This is a genomic window from Streptomyces sp. NPDC012835, assembly GCF_042900885.1.
Classification (GTDB): domain Bacteria; phylum Actinomycetota; class Actinomycetes; order Streptomycetales; family Streptomycetaceae; genus Streptomyces.
Genome location: NZ_JBIBBW010000002.1, coordinates 289,606 through 308,901, shown reverse-complemented (window position 1 = coordinate 308,901; position 19,296 = coordinate 289,606). Strand labels below are relative to the sequence as shown.

Here is a 19,296-nt window from a genome sequence, read left to right as displayed (position 1 = left end):
CGCAGTGCCGCCCAAGGAACCACCGCGCCGCCGGGTGCCCGGCCCGGCCCGCTCCGGCAGCGGCGGCGGCCGGCCCCGGCCGGGGACCCGCCCCCCGGCCGGCCGCTCCACCGCCCCGCGCTCCATCCAGCTGGCCAGCCCCCGGCCCCGGCTGCGGCTGGTCGGGCTCGCGCTGACCGTCGTCATGCTGATGTTCGTCGTCCGGCTGCTCCAGGTGCAGGCCGTCAACGCCAACGCGTACGCCGCCAAGGCCGAGAAGAGCCGCTACCTCAGCCACACGATCGCCGCCGAACGCGGCGAGATCACCGACCGCTCCGGGGTCGCGCTCGCCACCAGCGTCGACGCGTACGACATCACCGCCGACCCGATGATGTTCACCCCCGACTTCAGCAAGATCGCGGACGCCCCCGAGCAGGCCGCCGCGCTCCTCGCGCCGATCCTCGGCGTCGAGAGCGACGAACTGGTGAAGAAGCTCAAGACCCCCAAGTCCCGCTACGCGGTGCTGGCCAGGCGCCAGACCCCGCAGGTCTGGAACCAGATCAAGGACCTCAAGCGGGTGTTCGCGGAGAAGGCCGCCAAGGAGAAGACCGGCGGCGGCTCCGGCGTCAGCGTGCTGTCCGGCGTGTTCCAGGAGGGCAGCAGCAAGCGCGTGTACCCCAACGGAGACCTCGCCGCCGGGATACTGGGCTACGTGAACGCCGCCGGGCACGGCGGCGGCGGCATCGAGTCCATGCTCGACAAGGAACTCGCGGGCCGCGACGGCAAGGTCAGCTACGCCCAGTCCGGCGGCCGGCGCGTCCCCACCGCCAGCTCCCGGGAGACACCCGCCGTACCCGGCTCCGGCATCGAACTGACCATCGACCGCGACATCCAGTGGGCCGCCCAGCAGGCCATCGCCGACCAGGTCGAGGAGTCCAAGGCGGACCGCGGGTACGTGATAGTCCAGAACACCAGGACCGGCGAAGTGCTCGCCATGGCCAACGCACCCGGCTTTGACCCGAACGACCTCTCCCGCGCCGACGCGGCCTCCCTCGGCAACGCGGCCCTCCAGGACGTGTACGAACCCGGCTCCACCAGCAAGGTCATGTCCATGGCCGCCGTACTGGAGGAGAAGGCCGCCACCCCCGGCACCCACGTCGTCGTCCCCAACACCCTGCACCGGGGCGACCGCCTCTTCCACGACGACATCGACCACCCCACCTGGAACCTGACGCTCAACGGCGTCCTCGCCAAATCCAGCAACATCGGCACCATCCTGGCCACCGGCCAGCTCGGCGGGACCCAGCCGGAGGCCAACAAGGTCCTGCACTCCTACCTGGCCAAATTCGGCATCGGCCGGCCCACCGGGCTCAACTACCCGGGCGAGACCCGGGGCATCCTCGCCGAACCGCAGGACTGGTCCACCTCGCAGCAGTACACGATCCCCTTCGGCCAGGGCCTGTCCATCAACGCCATGCAGGCCGCCTCCGTCTACTCCACCATCGCCAACGGCGGCGTACGGACCGAGCCCACCCTCATCCGCGGCACCCACGACGCCGACGGCCGCTTCACCGCCGCCCCGGCCCCCAAGAAGACCCGCGTGGTCAGCGAGGACACCGCCAAGACGGTCGCCACCATGCTGGAATCGGTCGTCGGCGACGAGGAGGGAACCGGCACCAAGGCCCGTATCCCCGGCTACCGCGTCGCGGGCAAGACCGGTACGGCCAACCGGGTCGACCCGAAACTCGGCGTCTACAAGGGATACACCGCCTCCTTCGCGGGCTTCGCGCCCGCCGACGACCCACAGATCACCGTCTACTGCGCCATCCAGAACCCCACCAAGGGCAGTTACTTCGGTGGCCAGATCTGCGGACCCATCTACAAGAAGGTCATGGAGTTCGCTCTCAAGACACTGCGGGTCGCCCCGACCGGCAGTACACCCGCCCGGCTGCCGGTCACCTTCAAACCCGGCGAGTGACCCCCAGGGAAAGCGCCAGTGACAACGATCACCCCCGATTCCGGGAACCACCAGGAACCCCCCGCGTACCGCCCCACCTCACTTGGCCCGGCGCCCGCCGAGCCCGGTACGCTCACCGCCGTGCCACACGCTGATCACCGAACCACCCCCGAGGACGCCCCTGTGAACCAGCCGGGGACGCCCCGCCCGGAGCGGGTCCGCCCGATCCCCCTCACGGAGCTGGCCGCCCTGCTGGGCGCCGAGCCCCCCGCCCCGGGGGAGGTGAAGGGCCCCGGGGCAGCGACCGGAATCACACACGACTCACGGGCGGTACGCCCCGGCGACGTCTACGCGGCACTGCCGGGCGCCCGCCTCCACGGCGCCGACTTCGCCGGCCAGGCCGCCGACCTCGGCGCCGCCGCGATCCTGACCGACCCGACCGGCGCGGAGCGCTGCGCCACCACCGGGCTGCCGCTCCTCGTCGTCGCCGACCCGCGCGGCAGCATGGGGGAACTCGCCGCCGAGATCTACGGACGCCCCGGCGCCGGTCTCCTCCAGATCGGCATCACCGGCACCTCCGGCAAGACCACCACCGCTTACCTGATCGAGGGCGGCCTGCGCGCGGCCGGCCACCGCACCGGCCTGATCGGCACCGTGGAGATGCGCATCGGTGACGAACGCATCAAGTCGGAGCGCACCACCCCCGAGGCCACCGACCTCCAGGCGCTCTTCGCCGTCATGCGCGAGCGCGAGGTCGACTCGGTCGCCATGGAGGTCTCCAGCCACGCCCTGGTGCTCGGCCGGGTCGACGGCTGCGTCTTCGACGTCGCCGTCTTCAACAACCTCAGCCCGGAGCACATGGAGTTCCACTCCGGCATGGAGGACTACTTCCAGGCCAAGGCCCGGCTGTTCAGCACCGAGCGCAGCAGGACCGGCGTGGTGAACGTCGACGACGAGTACGGCCGCCGGCTCGTCGACGAGTCCGCTGTCCCGGTCACCACGTTCTCCGCCGAGGGCCACCCGGACGCCGACTGGCGCGCCGAGAACGTCGAGGTCGGCGCGCGCGACTCCACCTTCACCGCCGTGGGCCCCAAGGGCGAGCGGGTGAGCGCCCGGGCGCCGCTCCCCGGGCCCTTCAACGTCGCCAACACCCTGGCCGCCGTCGTCACCCTGGCCGCCGCCGGGATCGACCCGCAGACCGCCGCCGACGGCATCGCCGCCGTCCCCGGAGTGCCGGGCCGGCTGGAGCGCGTGGACGCAGGCCAGCCGTACCTCGCCGTCGTGGACTACGCCCACAAGACCGACGCCGTCGAATCGGTCCTGCGTTCGCTGCGCAAGGTCACCACGGGCGAGGTGCACATCGTCCTCGGCTGCGGCGGCGACCGCGACGAGACCAAACGCGGACCGATGGGCGCCGCGGCCGCCCGGCTCGCCGACACCGCCGTACTGACCTCGGACAACCCCCGGGGCGAGGACCCGCTCGCGATCCTCGCCGCGATGCTCGCCGGCGCCGCCGAGGTGCCGATCCACGAGCGGGGCGACGTCCTGGTCGACGCCGACCGGGCCTCGGCCATCGCCGCCGTCGTCGCCCGCGCGCGGCCCGACGACACCGTACTGATCGCGGGCAAGGGCCACGAGCAGGGCCAGGACATCGCCGGGGTCGTCCGCGCCTTCGACGACCGCCAGGTGCTGCGCGAGGCCATCCTGCGCTCCCGCCGCGACGAACCGGGCCCCGAGCGCCCCCGTCCGCTCCGCCACGAGCACCGTCACGAGAACAACAGTCAGGGATGACCCAGTGATCGCCCTCTCTCTCGCCGAGATCGCCGCCATCGTCGGCGGGCAGCCGCACGACATACCGGATACCGCTGTCCTGGTCACCGGATCGGTGGTCTACGACTCCCGCGCGGTGGAACCCGGCAGCCTGTTCGCCGCCTTCGCCGGCGAGCGCGTCGACGGCCACGACTACGCGCGGGGCGCCGTCGAGGCGGGCGCGGTGGCCGTACTGGCCACCCGCCCCGTCGGCGCGCCCGCCATCGTCGTGGACGACGTCGTCCAGGCCCTCGGGGCCCTCGCCCGCACCGTCGTGGAGCGCCTCGGCGCCACCGCCGTCGCACTGACCGGATCGGCCGGCAAGACCAGCACCAAGGACCTGATCGCCCAGCTGCTCCAGCGCGCCGGGCCCACCGTATGGCCGGAGGGGAACCTCAACAACGAGATCGGCCTGCCCATCACCGCCCTGCGGGCCGTGGCCGACACCCGCTACCTCGTCCTCGAAATGGGCGCGCGCTACATCGGCGACATCCGCTACCTCACCGGACTCGTCCCGCCCAGGATCGGCATCGTACTGAACGTCGGCAGCGCCCACATCGGCGAGTTCGGCGGGCGCGAGCAGATCGCCCAGGCCAAGGGCGAGATGGTGGAGGCACTGCCGGCCGCGCAGGACGGCGGAGTGGCGGTCCTCAACGCCGACGATCCGCTCGTGCGCGCCATGACTTCGCGCACCAAGGCGCGCGTCGTGCTGTTCGGCGAGTCGGGCGAAGCAGACGTACGGGCAGAGAACGTCCGCCTCACAGCCACCGGACAGCCCGCGTTCAGGCTTCGAACACCCTCCGGGTGCAGCGACGTGACGCTGCGGCTGTACGGTGAGCACCACGTGTCGAACGCGCTCGCCTCGGCCGCCGTCGCCCATGAGTTGGGCATGTCCGCCGACGAGATCGCCGTGGCGCTCTCCGAGGCGGGAACCCTCTCCCGCTGGCGTATGGAGGTCACCGAGCGCTCGGACGGCGTGACGATCGTCAACGACGCCTACAACGCGAACCCCGAATCCATGAGGGCGGCGCTCCGTGCGCTGGTCGCCATGGGTGGTGCCTCACGGCCCGAGGGGAGCCGTACCTGGGCGGTGCTCGGCCCGATGGCCGAGCTGGGGGACGAATCGCTCGCCGAGCACGACGCGGTCGGACGGCTCGCCGTCCGGCTCAACGTCAGCAAGCTCGTGGCGGTCGGGGGCAGGGAAGCGTCCTGGCTGCGATTGGGCGCTTACAACGAGGGTTCGTGGGGTGAGGAGTCGGTGCACGTGTCCGACGCGCAGGCGGCGGTCGACCTGTTGCGCAGTGAACTGCGTCCGGGAGACGTCGTGCTGGTGAAGGCTTCCAGGTCGGTCGGTCTTGAGCGGGTCGCCCAGGCGCTGCTGGAGAACGCCACCGAGGGCGAGGTCACCGGCCGATGAGGCAGATCCTCTTCGCGGGAGCCATCGGGCTCTTTCTGACCCTGATCGGCACTCCGCTGCTGATCAAGCTGCTGGCCCGCAAGGGATACGGGCAGTTCATCCGGGACGACGGCCCGCGCACGCACGGCAGCAAGAAGGGGACGCCCACCATGGGTGGCATCGCCTTCATCCTCGCCACGCTCATCGCCTACGCCCTGGCGAAGGTGATCACCAGCGAGAAGCCGTCGTTCTCGGGTGCGCTGGTCCTGTTCCTGATGGCCGGCATGGGTCTCGTCGGGTTCCTCGACGACTACATCAAGATCGTCAAGCAGCGGTCGCTGGGTCTGCGGGCCAAGGCGAAGATGGCGGGTCAGCTGATCGTCGGCATCGCCTTCGCGGTGCTGTCGCTCCAGTTCGCCGACCACCGGGGTGTCACCCCCGCCTCCACCAAGCTGTCGTTCGTCACGGACTTCGGCTGGTCGATCGGCCCGGTGCTGTTCGTGGTCTGGGCGCTGTTCATGATTCTCGCCATGTCCAACGGCGTGAACCTGACGGACGGTCTGGACGGTCTGGCCACCGGCGCGGCGGTGATGGTCTTCGGCGCGTACACCTTCATCGGGCTGTGGCAGTTCCAGGAGGCGTGCGCCAACGCGGCGACCCTGACCAACCCCAACGCCTGTTTCGAGGTACGCGATCCGCTGGACCTCGCGGTCGTCGCCTCCGCCCTGATGGGCTCCTGCTTCGGGTTCCTGTGGTGGAACACCTCACCCGCCAAGATCTTCATGGGGGACACGGGCTCGCTCGCGCTCGGCGGCGCCATCGCCGGCCTGGCGATCCTCTCCCGTACGGAGTTCCTGATGGCCGTCCTCGGCGGCCTCTTCGTGATGATCACCATGTCGGTGGTCATCCAGGTCGGCTCCTTCAAGATGACCGGCAAGCGGGTCTTCCGGATGGCGCCCCTCCAGCACCACTTCGAACTCAAGGGGTGGTCCGAGGTCCTGGTGGTGGTCCGGTTCTGGATCATTCAGGGCATGTGCGTCATCGTGGGGCTCGGTATCTTCTACGCGGGCTGGGCGGCCGAGAAGTGAACTGGCACGGCAAGCGGGTCACCGTCGCGGGTCTCGGGGTCTCCGGGATCCCGGCGGCCCGGGTCCTGCACGGACTCGGCGCGGCGGTCACCGTGGTCAACGAGGTGGACGACGAACGGGCCCGCGCCCAGGGCGCCGAGCTGGAGAAGCTCGGCGTCGCCGTCCGCCTCGGCGACGGCGCGACGCTGCCCGACTCCACGGAGCTGGTCGTCACCGCGCCGGGCTGGCGGCCCGACAAGCCGCTCTTCGCGGCCGCCGAGGCGGCGGGCGTGGAGGTCTGGGGCGATGTCGAGCTGGCCTGGCGGCTGCGGAAGCCCGACGCCGCGCCCTGGCTCGCCGTGACCGGCACCAACGGCAAGACCACCACCGTACGGATGCTCGCCGCCATCCTGGCGGCCGCCGGACTGCGCACGGCCGCCGTCGGCAACATCGGCGTCTCGCTGCTGGACGCCGTCACCGCCGAGGAGCCGTACGACGTCCTCGCCGTCGAGCTGTCCAGCTACCAGCTGCACTGGGCGCCGAGCGTGCGCGCCCACTCCGCGACCGTGCTCAATCTGGCCCCCGACCACCTCGACTGGCACGGCTCCATGGCGGCGTACGCGGCCGACAAGGGCCGGATCTACGAGGGCAACCGCGTCGCCTGCGTCTACAACGCGGCCGACCCGGCCACCGAGGAGCTGGTGCGCGCCGCCGACGTCGAGGAGGGCTGCCGGGCCATCGGCTTCACGCTGGGCGCTCCGGGGCCGTCCCAACTCGGCGTCGTGGACGGCATCCTGGTCGACCGGGCCTTCGTGGAGAACCGCCACCGGCAGGCGCAGGAGCTGGCCCAGGTCTCCGACGTCGATCCGCCCGCCCCGCACAACGTCGCCAACGCCCTGGCCGCCGCCGCCCTGGCCCGCGCCTTCGGCGTGGAGCCCGCCGCCGTCCGGGACGGCCTGCGCGCCTTCCACCCCGACCCGCACCGCATCGAGCGGGTCGCCGAGGTCGCCGGCGTCACGTACATCGACGACTCCAAGGCCACCAACACCCACGCCGCCCAGGCGTCCCTCGCCTCCTACGACCCGATCGTCTGGATCGCCGGCGGTCTCGCCAAGGGCGCCGCCTTCGACGAGCTGGTCGGCGCGGCGGCGCGACGGCTGCGCGCGGTGGTCCTGATGGGCGCCGACCGGGCGCTGATCCGGGAAGCCCTGGCGCGACACGCCCCCGAAGTCCCGGTCGTGGACCTCGACCGGACCGACACTGGAGCGATGTCGGCGGCGGTGCGGGAAGCGGCACGCCTCGCACGGCCGGGGGACACGGTCCTGATGGCCCCGGCGTGTGCCTCGATGGACATGTTCGTCAACTACAACAAGCGGGGCGAGGCGTTCGCGGACGCGGTACACGCCCTCGCCGCCGAGCACGCCTGACCGGTCCGGCCCCGTGCCGTGCCGAGCTGTCCGGGGCGGCGCCACCGCCGACCGGTGTCCGGGAGGCTCCGCCCGCCGACAGCCGCGCCAGGCACGACTGGAGGGGACTGCGACGATGCCGGCCGACGACATCGCGGACCGAGAGCCGCACCCCGCGGCGGGCCGCTGGGGCTACGCGGGCGTACTCCCGGGCGCACCCGCCCTCGCGGGCCCGCACGGCGCCGACACCGCCCGCGAGACCGGGGCCTGCCCCGCGAACGGCCGGCGGTTCCGGCTCGCCCTGCGCGGCCGGGCCCCGGGAGCGGCCGTGCGCAGGCCCCCGGAGGTCCGGCGCGGCGGCGGGAGCGGGGGCACCCGGGCCCCGCGCGGCGGCGGCCCCCGGCGGCTGTACGAGCAGCTGCGGCGCACCTGGGACCGGCCGCTCACCGCGTACTACCTGATCCTCGGCAGCGCCCTGCTGATCGCCGTGCTCGGTCTGGTGATGGTCTACTCCGCCTCGATGATCTACGCGCTCCAGAAGTCACTGCCCGCCGCGTACTTCTTCCGCAAGCAGTTCATCGCGGTCGTCATCGGCGGCGGCCTGATGCTGCTGGCCGCCCGGATGCCGCTCAAGCTGCACCGCGCCCTGTCGTACCCGCTGCTGGTCGGTACGGTCATCCTGATGGTGCTCGTCCAGATCCCCGGGATAGGGCGCTCCGTCAACGGCAACCAGAACTGGATCTACCTCGGCGGTCCGTTCCAGCTCCAGCCCAGCGAGTTCGCCAAGCTGGCGCTCGTCCTGTGGGGCGCCGACCTGCTCGCCCGCAAACAGGACAGGCGGCTGCTGACCCAGTGGAAGCACCTCCTGGTCCCGCTGGTCCCCGGCGCGTTCATGCTGCTCGGTCTGATCATGCTCGGCGGCGACATGGGCACCGCGATCATTCTCACCGCCGTCCTCTTCGGGCTGCTCTGGCTGGCCGGGGCGCCCACCCGGCTGTTCGGCGGCGTGCTCGGGGTCGCCGTACTGATCGGGTTCATCCTCATCAAGACCAGCGAGAACAGGCTGTCCCGGTTCTCCTGCGTCGGAGCGGTCGATCTGGGCCCCGAGGGCGAGTGCTGGCAGGCCGTGCACGGGATCTACGCGCTCGCCTCCGGCGGATGGTTTGGTTCCGGCCTCGGCGCGAGTGTGGAAAAGTGGGGTCAACTGCCCGAAGCGCACACCGACTTCATTTTCGCCGTCACAGGGGAGGAACTGGGGCTGGCGGGGACGCTGTCGGTACTCGCGCTCTTCGCGGCTCTAGGCTATGCGGGTATCCGCGTGGCCGGACGCACGGAGGATCCCTTCGTGAGGTATGCCGCGGGAGGTGTGATCACCTGGGTCATGGTGCAAGCCGTGATCAACATTGGTGCGGTGCTCGGTCTGCTGCCGATCGCCGGAGTCCCGCTCCCGCTGTTCTCCTACGGAGGGTCGGCCGTGCTGCCGACCATGTTCGCCGTCGGGCTCCTGATCGCGTTCGCGCGGGAGGATCCCGCCGCGAAGGCGGCCCTGGCCATGCGGCAGCCTGTCTTCCGAGGGAAGCGGGCCGGGGTGAGATGGAAGACGATGAGACGGCGCGTCAAGAAGCGTCCGTCCGGAGAGCGGTGAATTTCGGTGCATGTCGTACTCGCCGGTGGGGGGACCGCCGGCCACATCGAGCCCGCGCTCGCCCTCGCGGACGCCCTGCGCAGGCAGGACCCCACCGTGGGGATCACGGCGCTCGGCACGGAGCGTGGCCTGGAGACCAGGCTGGTGCCGGAGCGGGGGTACGAGCTGGGGCTGATCCCGGCCGTACCGCTGCCGCGCAAGCCCACCCCCGAGCTGATCACCGTCCCCGGACGGCTGCGCGGCACGATCAAGGCCGCCGAGCAGATCCTGGAGCGCACCAAGGCGGACTGCGTGGTGGGCTTCGGCGGCTATGTCGCGCTGCCCGGCTATCTCGCGGCCAAACGGCTCGGCGTGCCGATCATCGTCCACGAGGCCAACGCGCGGCCGGGACTGGCCAACAAGATCGGTTCGCGGTACGCGGCCGGAGTGGCCGTCTCCACCCCGGACAGCAAGCTGCGTGACGCCCGCTACATCGGGATCCCGCTGCGCCGCACCATCGCCACGCTGGACCGGGCCCGGGTGCGCCCCGAGGCGCGCGCCGCCTTCGGGCTCGACCCCAACCTGCCGACGCTGCTCGTCTCCGGCGGCTCGCAGGGCGCGCGCCGGCTCAACGAGGTCGTCCAGCAGATCGCTCCGGCGCTCCAGCGCTCCGGAATCCAGATCCTGCACGCGGTCGGTCCGAAGAACGAAATGCCGCGCGTGGACAACATGCCCGGAATGCCGCCCTACATCCCGGTACCGTATGTCGACCGGATGGATCTCGCGTACGCCGCGGCCGACATGATGCTCTGCCGGGCGGGCGCGATGACCGTCGCCGAACTCTCCGCCGTCGGGCTGCCCGCCGCCTACGTACCGTTGCCGATCGGCAACGGCGAACAGCGGCTCAACGCCCAGCCGGTGGTCAAGGCCGGCGGTGGACTGCTGGTCGACGACGCCGAACTGACGCCCGAGTGGATCCAGGGCCATGTGCTCCCGGTGCTCGCCGATCCGCACCGGCTGTTCGAGATGTCCCGCGCGGCGGCGGAGTTCGGCCGCAGGGACGCGGATGATCTGCTGGTCGGAATGGTGTACGAGGCGATCGCCGCACGCCGCAAGGCGTAGACAGGGAGGCAGGGAGCGTGGCCGGACCGACGACCGCCGAGCGCGGAGCACGACCGGGGTCGGAGTCCGGCCACCCGGAGGAGGCGGACGGGCCCAGGCGGCGGTTCCGGCTCGCCCGGCCCCGCCGGCTGATCGCGCTGATCGCCGCGGTGCTGCTGGCGGCGGGCGTGATCTGGCTGCTGTACGGATCGCCCTGGCTGCGGGTCGGGGGGGTGAGCACCACGGGCACCGAGGTGCTCACCGCCTCCCGCGTGGAGTCCGTCGCGGCCGTGCCGCTCGGCGCGCCCCTGATCTCCGTGGACACGGACGCGATCGAGGCGCGGCTCCGGCGCGAGCTGCCCCGTATCGACCGGGTCGAAGTCGATCGGTCATGGCCGAACGGAGTCCGTCTCGAAGTGGTCGAGCGTAAACCCGCGCTGCTGATCAAAGAGAACGGAAAGTTTATTGCAATGGACGTCAAGGGGGTCAGGTTCGCCACGGCGGACCAAGCGCCCAAGGGCGTCCCCCTGCTCGAATTGACGGCTGGTCAACCGGCTGGAACACAGCGGTTCCCGGCCGCCCGGCTCACTCTGGAAGCGGTGCGGGTACGCGGAGAGCTGCCCGCCGCCGTGGCCAAGGACACCAAGGCCGTACGAGTTCGTTCGTACGACTCGATCTCCCTGGAATTGACCGGTGGACGTACGGTGATGTGGGGAAGCGGCGAGGACGGTCCGGCCAAGGCGCGTGCGCTCACCGCTCTCCTGAAAGCGGCTCCCAAAGCGGGGCACTTCGATGTGAGCGCACCCACCGCGCCTGCGGCGGCGGGCAGTTGACGCTCATTTGTGCTGGCCAGCACCCTGGTTGGTCAGCGCTATGGGTGATCACATAGGGTGAAAAGAAAAACGGGAGGTTCGGCGTGTTCGTTGAACGTGCGCCACTTGTCGACTTAGTGTCCTGTTCGGAAGAGTCCATGAAGCGGACACACTGGTAACCCTGAACTTCAACGTGAGGGTTTGGGTCGGCGTTCCGGACCGTCCCATCGGCATCAGTCGTCGCGGCGCCACACCGGCGAAGCGACGACACGTAACTCGAGGCGAGAGGCCTTCGACGTGGCAGCACCGCAGAACTACCTCGCAGTCATCAAGGTCATCGGTGTCGGCGGCGGTGGTGTCAATGCCATCAACCGAATGATCGAGGTCGGTCTCAAGGGCGTCGAGTTCATCGCGATCAACACCGACGCGCAAGCGCTGTTGATGAGCGACGCCGACGTCAAACTCGACGTCGGCCGGGAACTCACCCGCGGCCTCGGCGCCGGAGCCAACCCGGCAGTCGGCCGCAAGGCGGCAGAGGACCACCGCGAGGAGATCGAGGAGGTCCTCAAGGGGGCCGACATGGTCTTCGTCACCGCCGGTGAGGGCGGCGGCACCGGCACCGGCGGCGCACCCGTCGTCGCCAACATCGCGCGCTCCCTGGGCGCCCTGACGATCGGTGTGGTCACCCGCCCGTTCACCTTCGAAGGCCGCCGCAGGGCGAACCAGGCGGAGGACGGCATCGCGGAACTCCGCGAAGAGGTCGACACCCTCATCGTCATCCCCAACGACCGGCTGCTGTCCATCTCGGACCGTCAGGTCAGCGTCCTCGACGCGTTCAAGTCGGCGGACCAGGTCCTGCTGTCGGGTGTCCAGGGCATCACCGACCTCATCACCACCCCCGGTCTGATCAACCTGGACTTCGCCGACGTCAAGTCCGTGATGTCCGAGGCGGGCTCGGCACTCATGGGGATCGGCTCGGCCCGCGGCGACGACCGCGCGGTGGCCGCCGCGGAGATGGCGATCTCCTCGCCGCTCCTCGAAGCGTCGATCGACGGCGCCCGCGGCGTTCTGCTCTCCATCTCCGGCGGCAGCGACCTCGGTCTCTTCGAGATCAACGAGGCGGCGCAGCTGGTGAGCGAGGCCGCCCACCCCGAGGCCAACATCATCTTCGGCGCGGTCATCGACGACGCCCTGGGCGACGAGGTGCGGGTCACGGTCATCGCGGCCGGCTTCGACGGCGGACAGCCCCCGACCCGGCGCGAGAACGTACTGGGCGCGGGCTCCAAGCGTGACGAGCAGCAGCCCCCGGCCCGGCCCGCCGACACCGGCCGTTCCACCGGCGGACTCGGCACGGTGCCGTCCCGCGAGGACAGCCAGAGCCAGTCCGAGCCGGCGCCGGCGATCAGCGAGAAGCTGACGCAGCTGAGCCAGCCCCAGGTCCCGCCGGCCCGTCCGTACCAGGACAGCCAGGCCGAAGAGCTGGATGTCCCGGACTTCCTCAAGTGATAGGACTCCGCACGACACTGAGCGGCGCGCATTTCGCCTTCACCGACAGGTGGGGCGGGGTGAGCGCCGCTCCGTACGATCAGCTCAATCTCGGCGGCGCGGTCGGTGACGACTCCGCCGCCGTGCTGGCCAACCGTGAACGCGCCGCGAAATCCCTGGCCCTCGACCCCGCGCGGGTCGTCTGGATGAACCAGGTGCACGGCCGCGAGGTGGCCGTCGTCGAGGGGCCGTGGACGGGCGAGGACATTCCCGCGGTCGACGCGCTCGTCACCGCGGGGCGCGGGACGGCGCTCGCCGTACTCACCGCCGACTGCGTTCCGCTGCTGCTGGCCGACCCGGCCGCCGGGGTGGTGGCCGCCGCGCACGCCGGACGCCCGGGGCTGGTCGCGGGGATCGTCCCGGCCGCGGTCGAGGCCATGATCGCGCTCGGCGCGCGGCCGGAGGGGATCACCGCCCTCAGCGGCCCCGCCGTCTGCGGCCGGTGTTACGAGGTTCCCGCCGCGATGCGCGACGAGGTCGCCGCCGCCGTACCGGCGGCCGGGTGCGAGACCGGCTGGTCCACCCCCGCCGTCGACATCGTCGCCGGAGTCCACGCGCAACTCGCGGACCTCGGGGTGAAGGACCGGCGGCGCTCGGAGGTCTGCACGCTGGAGTCGCCCGACCACTACTCGTACCGCCGCGACCGCACCACCGGGCGACTCGCCGGCTATGTCTGGCTGGACTGAGGGACATGGAAGACCGGAAGAAGGAACTCGCCGCGAATCTCGCGACGGTGGAGCGGCGCATCGCCGCCGCCTGCGCCGCCGCCGGGCGTGACCGCGAGGACGTGACCCTGATCGTGGTCACCAAGACGTACCCCGCGAGCGACGTACGGCTGCTCCATGAACTCGGGGTACGGCAGGTGGCCGAGAACCGCGACCAGGACGCCGCCCCCAAGTCCGCCAGTTGTAAAGATTTGTCGTTGGTCTGGCATTTTGTGGGCCAATTGCAGACGAACAAGGCCCGTTCCGTCGTCAGTTACGCCGATGTGGTGCAGTCTGTCGACCGGCTCAAGCTGGTGTCCGCGCTCTCCTCGGCAGCGGTCCGCGCGGAGCGTGAGCCGGTCTGTCTGATCCAGGTCGCGCTGGACGCCGAGTCCGGCGAACGGGGCAGCAGGGGCGGCGTCGCCCCCGACGGGGTCGAGGAGTTGGCGGCGGCGGTGGCCGAAGCGCCCGGGTTGCGGCTCGGCGGTCTGATGACCGTGGCGCCGCTGGCCGGGGAGTACGCGGGCCGACCGGCGGCGGCGTTCGAACGGCTGAGGGAAATCTCATCCCGCCTGCGCGCGGACCATCCTGCTGCGAACATGGTCTCGGCGGGGATGAGCGCGGATCTTGAGGACGCCGTGAGGGCCGGAGCGACACATGTACGCGTCGGTACTGCGGTACTCGGAGTCCGACCCCGGCTCGGGTAACGTCGCGAAGCAAGTCGGACCACAGCAGAAAATATGGTCATTTCCGCCAAAGGCGGTAGACCCAGTGGATCGCGGGCACTTGGTGACGAGGCCGATCCACCACAGAGCGGAGGACTCAGAGCATGGCCGGCGCGATGCGCAAGATGGCGGTCTACCTCGGCCTCGTGGAGGACGATGGGTACGACGGCCGGGGCTTCGACCCCGACGATGATTTCGAACCCGAGCCCGAGCCGGAGCGGGAACACCGGCGCCACCAGCCCGTGCACCAGCCGGAGCGGGAGGAGCCGGTGCGCATGGTCCAACCGCCCGCGCAGCGCGAGCGCGAGCCGGTCGCACTGGCGGCGGAAAGCGGACGTCCGGCACGAATCGCCCCCGTGGCATCCATCACACCTGAACGTCCGAGCCTGGAGAAGAACGCACCGGTGATCATGCCCAAGGTCGTGTCCGAGCGGGAGCCGTACCGCATCACCACATTGCACCCGAGGACCTACAACGAGGCCCGTACCATCGGGGAACACTTCCGCGAAGGCACCCCGGTGATCATGAACTTGACGGAGATGGACGACACGGACGCGAAGCGACTTGTCGACTTTGCCGCAGGACTTGTCTTCGGTCTCCATGGCAGCATTGAGCGCGTGACGCAGAAGGTGTTCCTGCTGTCTCCTGCTAACGTCGATGTCACGGCGGAGGACAAGGCCCGCATCGCAGAGGGCGGGTTCTTCAACCAGAGCTGAGAACACAGCACCGGGAACAACCCGGTCGTACGGCGGGAACGGCCCGGCGGACGACCGACCAGAGTGAACCAGGGGAGAGGGAAGCAGCGGGATGGGCATCGCACTACAGGTGGTCTACATCGCGCTGATGTGCTTCCTCATCGTGCTGATTTTCCGGTTGGTCATGGATTACGTCTTCCAGTTCGCCCGCTCATGGCAGCCCGGCAAGGTGATGGTGGTCGTTCTGGAGGCCACCTACACTGTCACCGATCCACCGCTCAAGCTTCTGCGGCGGTTCATTCCGCCGCTGCGTCTCGGGGGCGTGGCACTCGACCTGTCCTTCTTCGTTCTGATGATCATCGTTTGGATCCTGATCTCGCTCGTGAGCAGTCTTGCGAGGGGAATGTGAGCGATACGGTCTTGCCGACTGCCGACGACTACGTAGAGGTGAAGTAGAGATGCCGTTGACCCCCGAGGACGTGCGGAACAAGCAGTTCACGACCGTCCGCCTCCGAGAAGGCTACGACGAGGACGAGGTCGATGCCTTTCTCGACGAGGTCGAGGCCGAACTGACCCGCCTGCTCCGCGAGAACGAGGATCTGCGCGCGAAGCTGGCCGCCGCGACGCGTGCCGCCGCGCAGAACCAGCAGCAGCAACAGCAACAGCAGCAGCAACAACAACAGGGCATGCGCAAGCCACCCGAGCAGCAGGACAGGCCCGGGGCTCCGGTGCCCGCCGCCATATCCGGACCGCCGCAGCAGCAGCAGCCCCCGCAGATGGGTCCCCCCCAGCTGCCCGGTGGCGCGCCCCAGCTGCCCGCGGGACCGAGCGGTCACGGCCAGGGTCCGGGTCCGCAGGGCCACGACCCGCGCGGCCAGCACCCCATGCAGGGCGGCCCCATGCAGCAGGGTGGCCCGATGCAGGGCGGCCCCATGCAGCAGCAGGGCGGTCCCATGGGTCAGGGCGGCCCGATGGGTCAGGGTGGTCCGATGGGCCAGGGCGGCCCGATGCAGCAGGGCGGTCCCATGGGTGGACCGATGGGCGGCCCCATGGGCGGTCACAACCCGCAGATGCAGCAGGGCGGTCAGGGCCCCGGCGGCGACAGCGCCGCCCGAGTGCTCTCGCTCGCCCAGCAGACCGCCGACCAGGCGATCGCCGAGGCACGCTCCGAGGCCAACAAGATCGTCGGCGAGGCACGCAGCCGGGCCGAGGGTCTGGAGCGCGACGCGCGGGCCAAGGCGGACGCGCTGGAGCGGGACGCGCAGGAGAAGCACCGCGTGGCGATGGGCTCCCTGGAGTCCGCGCGCGCGACGCTGGAGCGCAAGGTCGAGGATCTGCGCGGCTTCGAGCGTGAGTACCGCACCCGGCTGAAGTCCTACCTGGAGAGCCAGCTGCGTCAGTTGGAGACCCAGGCGGACGACTCGCTCGCCCCGCCGCGTACCCCGGCGACCGCCTCGCTGCCGCCGTCGCCGTCCATGGCGCAGGCCGGTGCGGGCGCGATGGGACACGGCATGGGCGGAAACCCGTCGATGGGCGGTCCTTCGATGGGCGGCCCCTCGCAGGCTCCCTCCTACGGTGGCCAGCAGCAGATGTCCCCGGCGATGACCCAGCCGATGGCGCCGGTACGGCCGCAGGCGCCGCAGCCGATGCAGCAGGCGCCGTCGCCGATGCGGGGCTTCCTGATCGACGAGGACGACAACTGACGGGTGTGCGCGTGAAGTGCGCGTAGCCGTCGGCGGCAGGCTGAAGGGCCGGGCCCGGGACACATGTCCCGGGCCCGGCCCTTTCCCGTGGCCGGCCGTCCGGCAAGCCGGAGCACCGGCGGCCGGGACACTTCCCCCACCCGGTGTATCCGCTGTATACACGGGACATGAGCCGAGAAGCCGGAGGCGTCCGCGGTGCTGCTCACGGCGCCGCCGAGGTCTCCGGCGAGCTGCGCCGGCCGATCGTCGCGCACATCGACGGGGGCCGGCGCGGTCCGCACGCCGCCCGGGAGAACAGGGGCGACACCACGCACACCTACGGGAAGGAGTCGGACCGGTGACCGCGCTCGCGATCAACACGGATGTGGGCGAGGGATTCGGGGTGTGGGGGCCCACCGACGAGGGGGATCTGCTCGACCAGGTCACGGCCGCCAACATCGCCTGCGGATTCCACGCGGGCGACCCCGACATCCTGCGCCGCACCTGCGAGGCGAGCGCCGCGCGGGGCGTGGCGATCGGCGCCCAGGTCTCCTACCGCGATCTGGCCGGCTTCGGACGGCGCTTCATCGAGGTGCCGAAGGAGACCCTGGTCAACGAACTCCTCTATCAGATGGGCGCGTTGGAGATCTTCGCGCGCCTGGCGGGCAGCCGGGTCAGCTATCTGAAGGCGCACGGCGCGCTGTACAACGCGGCGGCGCACCACCCGGGGCACGCGGCGGCGATCGTCGAGGCGGTCACGCTGTACGACCGTGAACTGCCGCTGCTCTGCCAGCCCCGTACCGTCCTGTGGGAGCGCGCGGTCGAGGCCGGGTGCCGGCCCATGGCCGAGGCGTTCGCCGACCGCGGCTACACGGACGAGGGGCTGCTGGTGCCCCGGTCGGCGGCGGGCGCCCTGGTCACCGACCCCGCCGAGGCGGCGCGCCGCGCGCTGCGGATGGCGCAGACGGGCACGGTCACCTCGGTGAGCGGCCGGACCGTCCGGATCGCCCCGGACGGCGGGGTCGTGTCGGCGCTGTGCGTGCACAGCGACACCCCCGGCGCGGTCGCCATCGCCGCCGCCGTGCGGACGAGCCTGGCCGCGGCCGGAGTCGTGGTGAGCACGCCCGCCGACCTGATCAGCCCCGGACCCGGCGCCGGGCTGCCGGGAGCCCGGCCGTGACCGGTGCGGAGCCGGTCCTGCGGCGGGCCGGCGACCGGGGCTGGCTGATCGAGTGCGCCGGGGCGCACCCCGCCGATGTGGCCACCGCGATCCGCGCCCGCCCCTGGGCGTCCGGACTGCGGGATGTCGTGCCGGCCGCGACGACCGTCCTGGTGGTGGCCGAAACGGCCGCCGGGATGGTGCCGCTCGCCGCCGCACTGCGCGCCGTGCTCGCCGAGGTCGGCGCCCGGGAGTCCCGGCCGGCTCCGGGTCGCACGGTGGTGATCCCGGTCCGGTACGAAGGGGTGGACCTGGCGGCGGTCGCCGAGCGCGTCGGTCTGGCGCCGGGCGAGATCGCGCGACGGCACGCCGAGGCCGAGCACGCGGTGGCGTTCTTCGGCTTCGCGCCCGGATTCGCCTACCTGGACGGCCTGCCGGAGCGCCTCCGGCTGCCCCGGCTGGCCAGCCCGCGCCCCCGGGTGGCGGCCGGGGTGGTGGCCATCGCCGGGAGTCAGACGGTCGTCTACCCCGGCGGAACGCCCGGCGGCTGGCACCAGATCGGCGTCACGGCGGAGCGGCTGTGGGACGTGGAAGCGCAGCCGCCCAACCGTCTGTCGATCGGTGACCGGGTCGTGTTCGAGGCGGTCGTGCCATGAGCGCCGCAGGCGGCCCCCGAGGCCGCCCGGCGGCGACCGCGCACCCCGGTCCGGGGGAGGACACGGCGTACACGGCGTACACGGCGGGACCCACCGGCGCCGAACTGACCGTCGTCGCGGCGGGCTTGGCGACCAGCGTCCAGGACCTCGGCCGGCCCGGTCTCGCCCACCTGGGCGTCCCGGCGTCCGGCCCCGCCGACCGGCGCGGCTTCCGGCTCGCCAACCGGCTGGTCGGGAACCCGGAGAACACCCCGGCCTTCGAAGCGACCGCCGGCGGCCTCGCCCTGACCCTGTCGGAGACCCGGTACGTGGCGATCACCGGGGCGCCGGCTCCGGTGACGGTGGACGGCGCCCCGGTGTACGACGCGCCGCTCGTGCGGCTGCCCGCCGGGGCCGTGCTGGCGATCGGCCGCCCCTGGGCGGGGTGCCGCACCTATCTGGCCGTCTGCGGCGGGATGGAGCCGGAGCGGGTGCTGGGTTCGGCCTCCCGCGACTCCCTCACCGGGCTCGGCCCCGCTCCCGTCGAGGCCGGTTCGCGGTACGGCCTCGGCCCCGCCGTACCGGTCCCCGGGGTCCCCTCGGAACTGGCGTTCAGCGTGGTCCCCCACGGGGGGTCGATCACCGCGCGGTTCCGGTGGGGCCCGCGCGACGGGCTGTTCGCCGCCGCCGACCGGCGGCGGCTGACCGGGGCGCCCTGGCGGGTCTCCGACCAGTGCGACCGGGTGGGCGTGCGCCTGACGGGCACCGCGCTCTCCATCGGCTCGGTCGACCTGCCCAGCGAGGGGACCGTGCGCGGCGCGATCCAGGTGCCGCCGTCGGGCGAGCCGATCGTGCTCCTCGCCGACCACCCGGTCACCGGCGGCTATCCCGTCATCGGGGTCGTCACCGACGCCGACATCGATCTCGTCGGCCAGGCCGTACCGGGCGACGAACTGCGGCTGACGCCACTGCGCTGAAAGGCCGTCCGGGCCGGCGGCCG

The 19,296-nt window shown here is 71.6% G+C and carries 18 protein-coding genes; all 18 read left to right on the top strand.

What is annotated here, in order from left to right:
• The first annotated feature begins 4 nt into the window (after nt 1-4).
• The 18 genes from ACFY6S_RS08850 (at nt 5) to ACFY6S_RS08765 (ending at nt 19,273) form a co-directional block, all read left to right on the top strand.
• The gene (locus tag ACFY6S_RS08850; protein WP_388820610.1) at nt 5-1,957 is read left to right on the top strand and encodes a peptidoglycan D,D-transpeptidase FtsI family protein; all 1,953 of its coding nucleotides are present in this window, start codon (nt 5-7) and stop codon (nt 1,955-1,957) included.
• Between the two features lie 162 nt (nt 1,958-2,119).
• A complete protein-coding gene (locus ACFY6S_RS08845; RefSeq protein ID WP_388821558.1) occupies nt 2,120-3,727 on the top strand; it encodes a UDP-N-acetylmuramoyl-L-alanyl-D-glutamate--2,6-diaminopimelate ligase in 1,608 nt (535 codons plus the stop codon).
• A 4-nt stretch (nt 3,728-3,731) separates the two neighbouring features.
• The gene (gene murF, locus ACFY6S_RS08840; RefSeq protein WP_388820607.1) at nt 3,732-5,162 is read left to right on the top strand and encodes a UDP-N-acetylmuramoyl-tripeptide--D-alanyl-D-alanine ligase; all 1,431 of its coding nucleotides are present in this window, start codon (nt 3,732-3,734) and stop codon (nt 5,160-5,162) included.
• Nucleotides 5,159-6,229 carry a phospho-N-acetylmuramoyl-pentapeptide-transferase gene (gene mraY, locus ACFY6S_RS08835; RefSeq protein WP_388820604.1) on the top strand — a complete coding sequence of 357 codons (1,071 nt, stop codon included), beginning with the start codon at nt 5,159-5,161 and terminating at the stop codon, nt 6,227-6,229. The genes murF and mraY overlap by 4 nt, the downstream gene beginning before the upstream one ends.
• A complete protein-coding gene (gene murD / locus ACFY6S_RS08830; RefSeq protein WP_388820602.1) occupies nt 6,226-7,635 on the top strand; it encodes a UDP-N-acetylmuramoyl-L-alanine--D-glutamate ligase in 1,410 nt (469 codons plus the stop codon). The genes mraY and murD overlap by 4 nt, the downstream gene beginning before the upstream one ends.
• 115 nt (nt 7,636-7,750) lie before the next feature.
• On the top strand, nt 7,751-9,259 hold the full coding sequence (gene ftsW / locus ACFY6S_RS08825; protein ID WP_388820599.1) for a putative lipid II flippase FtsW: 1,509 nt from the start codon (nt 7,751-7,753) through the stop codon (nt 9,257-9,259).
• Between the two features lie 6 nt (nt 9,260-9,265).
• Nucleotides 9,266-10,360 carry an undecaprenyldiphospho-muramoylpentapeptide beta-N-acetylglucosaminyltransferase gene (gene murG / locus ACFY6S_RS08820; protein WP_388820597.1) on the top strand — a complete coding sequence of 365 codons (1,095 nt, stop codon included), beginning with the start codon at nt 9,266-9,268 and terminating at the stop codon, nt 10,358-10,360.
• A 17-nt stretch (nt 10,361-10,377) separates the two neighbouring features.
• Nucleotides 10,378-11,172, top strand: coding sequence for a cell division protein FtsQ/DivIB (locus tag ACFY6S_RS08815; protein WP_388820594.1), 795 nt, complete (start codon nt 10,378-10,380; stop codon nt 11,170-11,172).
• Nucleotides 11,173-11,448: 276 nt separating this feature from the next.
• Nucleotides 11,449-12,657, top strand: a complete 1,209-nt coding sequence (ftsZ, locus tag ACFY6S_RS08810; RefSeq protein ID WP_388820591.1) for a cell division protein FtsZ — start codon at nt 11,449-11,451, stop codon at nt 12,655-12,657.
• A gap of 17 nt (nt 12,658-12,674) precedes the next feature.
• The gene (gene pgeF, locus ACFY6S_RS08805) at nt 12,675-13,382 is read left to right on the top strand and encodes a peptidoglycan editing factor PgeF (protein ID WP_388821555.1); all 708 of its coding nucleotides are present in this window, start codon (nt 12,675-12,677) and stop codon (nt 13,380-13,382) included.
• A 5-nt stretch (nt 13,383-13,387) separates the two neighbouring features.
• Complete coding sequence (locus tag ACFY6S_RS08800; protein WP_388820588.1) at nt 13,388-14,107, top strand: YggS family pyridoxal phosphate-dependent enzyme; 720 nt, start codon at nt 13,388-13,390, stop codon at nt 14,105-14,107.
• 122 nt (nt 14,108-14,229) lie between these two features.
• The gene (locus ACFY6S_RS08795; protein WP_114622411.1) at nt 14,230-14,841 is read left to right on the top strand and encodes a cell division protein SepF; all 612 of its coding nucleotides are present in this window, start codon (nt 14,230-14,232) and stop codon (nt 14,839-14,841) included.
• 91 nt (nt 14,842-14,932) lie between these two features.
• Entirely contained in the window at nt 14,933-15,229 is a 297-nt protein-coding gene (locus ACFY6S_RS08790) for a YggT family protein (protein ID WP_366396345.1), read from the top strand.
• Between the two features lie 49 nt (nt 15,230-15,278).
• A complete protein-coding gene (locus tag ACFY6S_RS08785; protein ID WP_388820583.1) occupies nt 15,279-16,523 on the top strand; it encodes a DivIVA domain-containing protein in 1,245 nt (414 codons plus the stop codon).
• Between the two features lie 167 nt (nt 16,524-16,690).
• Nucleotides 16,691-16,864, top strand: a complete 174-nt coding sequence (locus ACFY6S_RS08780; protein ID WP_388820580.1) for a hypothetical protein — start codon at nt 16,691-16,693, stop codon at nt 16,862-16,864.
• Nucleotides 16,861-17,682 (top strand): LamB/YcsF family protein, encoded by an 822-nt coding sequence (locus tag ACFY6S_RS08775; protein WP_388820577.1) that lies wholly within the window; start codon nt 16,861-16,863, stop codon nt 17,680-17,682. The genes ACFY6S_RS08780 and ACFY6S_RS08775 overlap by 4 nt, the downstream gene beginning before the upstream one ends.
• Nucleotides 17,679-18,317: an allophanate hydrolase subunit 1 gene (locus ACFY6S_RS08770; protein WP_388820574.1), complete on the top strand. Its 639-nt coding sequence runs from the start codon at nt 17,679-17,681 to the stop codon at nt 18,315-18,317. The genes ACFY6S_RS08775 and ACFY6S_RS08770 overlap by 4 nt, the downstream gene beginning before the upstream one ends.
• Entirely contained in the window at nt 18,314-19,273 is a 960-nt protein-coding gene (locus ACFY6S_RS08765) for a biotin-dependent carboxyltransferase family protein (protein WP_388820571.1), read from the top strand. The genes ACFY6S_RS08770 and ACFY6S_RS08765 overlap by 4 nt, the downstream gene beginning before the upstream one ends.
• Nucleotides 19,274-19,296: the final 23 nt, after the last annotated feature.

Coding starts and splice junctions, on each gene's coding strand:
- mraY (WP_388820604.1), top strand. CDS start 5,159: ATGAGGCAGATCCTCTTCGCGGGAGCCATCGGGCTCTTTCTGACCCTG.
- ftsW (WP_388820599.1), top strand. CDS start 7,751: ATGCCGGCCGACGACATCGCGGACCGAGAGCCGCACCCCGCGGCGGGC.
- ACFY6S_RS08800 (WP_388820588.1), top strand. CDS start 13,388: ATGGAAGACCGGAAGAAGGAACTCGCCGCGAATCTCGCGACGGTGGAG.
- ACFY6S_RS08795 (WP_114622411.1), top strand. CDS start 14,230: ATGGCCGGCGCGATGCGCAAGATGGCGGTCTACCTCGGCCTCGTGGAG.
- ACFY6S_RS08790 (WP_366396345.1), top strand. CDS start 14,933: ATGGGCATCGCACTACAGGTGGTCTACATCGCGCTGATGTGCTTCCTC.
- ACFY6S_RS08785 (WP_388820583.1), top strand. CDS start 15,279: ATGCCGTTGACCCCCGAGGACGTGCGGAACAAGCAGTTCACGACCGTC.
- ACFY6S_RS08780 (WP_388820580.1), top strand. CDS start 16,691: ATGAGCCGAGAAGCCGGAGGCGTCCGCGGTGCTGCTCACGGCGCCGCC.
- ACFY6S_RS08765 (WP_388820571.1), top strand. CDS start 18,314: ATGAGCGCCGCAGGCGGCCCCCGAGGCCGCCCGGCGGCGACCGCGCAC.